Below are 1,780 nucleotides of genomic sequence, written 5' to 3'. Positions count from 1 at the left end.
TGTTGCCCAACTTTAGCGCCTTTGTCCTTTCAGGAAAATCCAGATTCTCAGCCTCGGCCTGTGTCAGCATCACAACGTCAGCGGCAGAAAGTTCTGCTTCAATCTGCGCCTTGCAGTCGATGGGAAACTTGCATGACGCACGATCCGTTGAGCGAAGCACAAGCAACTCAGCGGCGTCGTTGAAGGTCAGTCGCTGTCGACAATACAGGCCGCCTCCGTCGGAGAGCATATCGGGCATGTCGCGCGCAAACGCCTTTCGGAATGTCAGATATGCCAGCACGACAGCACCTATTTTGCCGTTTTCGGCACCGTCAATAACTCCGTCAATTGCAACGAATTCAGCCGGACGCCGATGGACGCTCGATCCGTGAAAAGTGTTTGATTTCATAGATTTTTCCGGACACTTGCGGATGCATCCGGAAAGAAAAATGGTGCCCCTTCGAGTCCGAAACAGGGAACCAAAACTTGTGGCAAATCACCCTGCAGACACCTTGAATGGACTCACTTCCGATGCCGCACGACAAAGATGCTGTTCGAGTTCGTCAGATTGAGAGGCTCGTGCGAACTTAGGTGTTACTAGGTGCCGCGAAGAGCTCTGACCTGTGACAATGCTTTCTCGAGCGAATGCTCGACTGCCGCCAGGTCATGCGCGAGTTGCAACCCGTCGTGGCCAGTCGCGTTCAATATCACCGTCATGACGGTATGCGACTGCGTGGCGAGCTCAAGCAGATGAAGGCTACTGGGGCTGGTTCGGCCGTTCAGCCAAGATCGGGCGGTATGATCGCTGACCTGCGCCCATCTCATCACCGTCTTGGTTGCCTGCCGAGTCCCGCCGAGGTCTGCCTTCAGCGCCGCACCAATCATTCGCGCCAGTAGCGCATCGGAAAGGCCGGTTGGCGTCCCGCGAAGTTTGCTTCCGCTAATAGGAACCATTTTTCGCTCCTTTCTCGTGTAACGCAGGGGACCGAGGCGCTTTTCGCAATCTGCGCTCGAGGTATCGCATGGTCATTCGATGGACGGACGACAATCATGATGAACCCCCGCCGCCCCCGACCATCCGGGCGGCCCAATATGTTCGCATGTCGACCGAGCATCAGCAGTATTCTACCGACAATCAGGCAGCGACCATCGCGATCTATGCTGAAAAGCACGGGCTCGAAATCGTCAAAACCTACGCGGACGAAGGCAAGAGCGGTCTGAACATCAAGGGACGGCCTGCGCTGCAGGCACTTCTCGATGATGTTGAAAGCGGACGCGCAAATTTCACGGTCCTGCTCGTCTATGATGTCAGCCGCTGGGGCCGCTTCCAGGATCCTGACGAAGCCGCCAGCTATGAACTGCGCTGCAAGAGCAAGGGCGTGCGCGTTCTCTACTGCGGCGAGGAATGGGAGAACGATGGGAGCATCGGCTCCTCTATCATTAAGACCGTCAAACGGGCCATGGCCGGGGAGTACAGCCGGGAGCTTTCCGTCAAGGTGTTCGCGGGTCAGGCCAATCTTATCCGGCTTGGCTACCGGCAGGGCGGCCCCGCCGGTTACGGCTTGCGCCGTCAATTGGTCGATCAGCAGGGTGTGGCAAAAGGTCTGCTGGGCCGCGGCGAGCACAAAAGCATCGCCACCGATCGCGTCATTCTGGTGCGGGGACCAGATGAAGAAATCGCCATCGTCCGCGAGGTCTATCGGCGCTTCATTGAGGCCGGCGAGAGCGAAGCCGAAATCGCCCTTGACCTCAATGCCCGCGGCGTTCGCACAGACCTTGGCAGGGAATGGACGCGCGGAAT

The 1,780-nt window shown here is 57.6% G+C and carries 3 protein-coding genes; 1 reads left to right on the top strand and 2 read right to left on the bottom strand.

Annotated elements, in window-relative coordinates; translation table 11 throughout:
• Together C0456_RS20365 and C0456_RS20360 are read right to left on the bottom strand one after the other, a co-directional pair.
• The coding region (locus C0456_RS20365; RefSeq protein WP_291056484.1) for a hypothetical protein at positions 1-388 on the bottom strand (388 nt) is incomplete at its 3' end.
• A gap of 188 nt (positions 389-576) precedes the next feature.
• Positions 577-933, bottom strand: a complete 357-nt coding sequence (locus tag C0456_RS20360; protein ID WP_155644854.1) for a hypothetical protein — start codon at positions 931-933, stop codon at positions 577-579.
• A gap of 68 nt (positions 934-1,001) precedes the next feature.
• On the opposite strand from C0456_RS20360, the gene C0456_RS20355 reads away from it, so the two are divergent.
• Positions 1,002-1,780: recombinase family protein (locus C0456_RS20355; protein ID WP_291056476.1), on the top strand; the 779-nt coding region annotated here is incomplete at its 3' end.

The sequence above is a fragment of the Hyphomonas sp. genome (assembly GCF_013823385.1).
Classification (GTDB): domain Bacteria; phylum Pseudomonadota; class Alphaproteobacteria; order Caulobacterales; family Hyphomonadaceae; genus Hyphomonas.
This window is presented reverse-complemented; position numbering and strand designations above follow the sequence as displayed.

Coding starts and splice junctions, on each gene's coding strand:
- C0456_RS20360 (WP_155644854.1), bottom strand. CDS start 933: ATGGTTCCTATTAGCGGAAGCAAACTTCGCGGGACGCCAACCGGCCTT.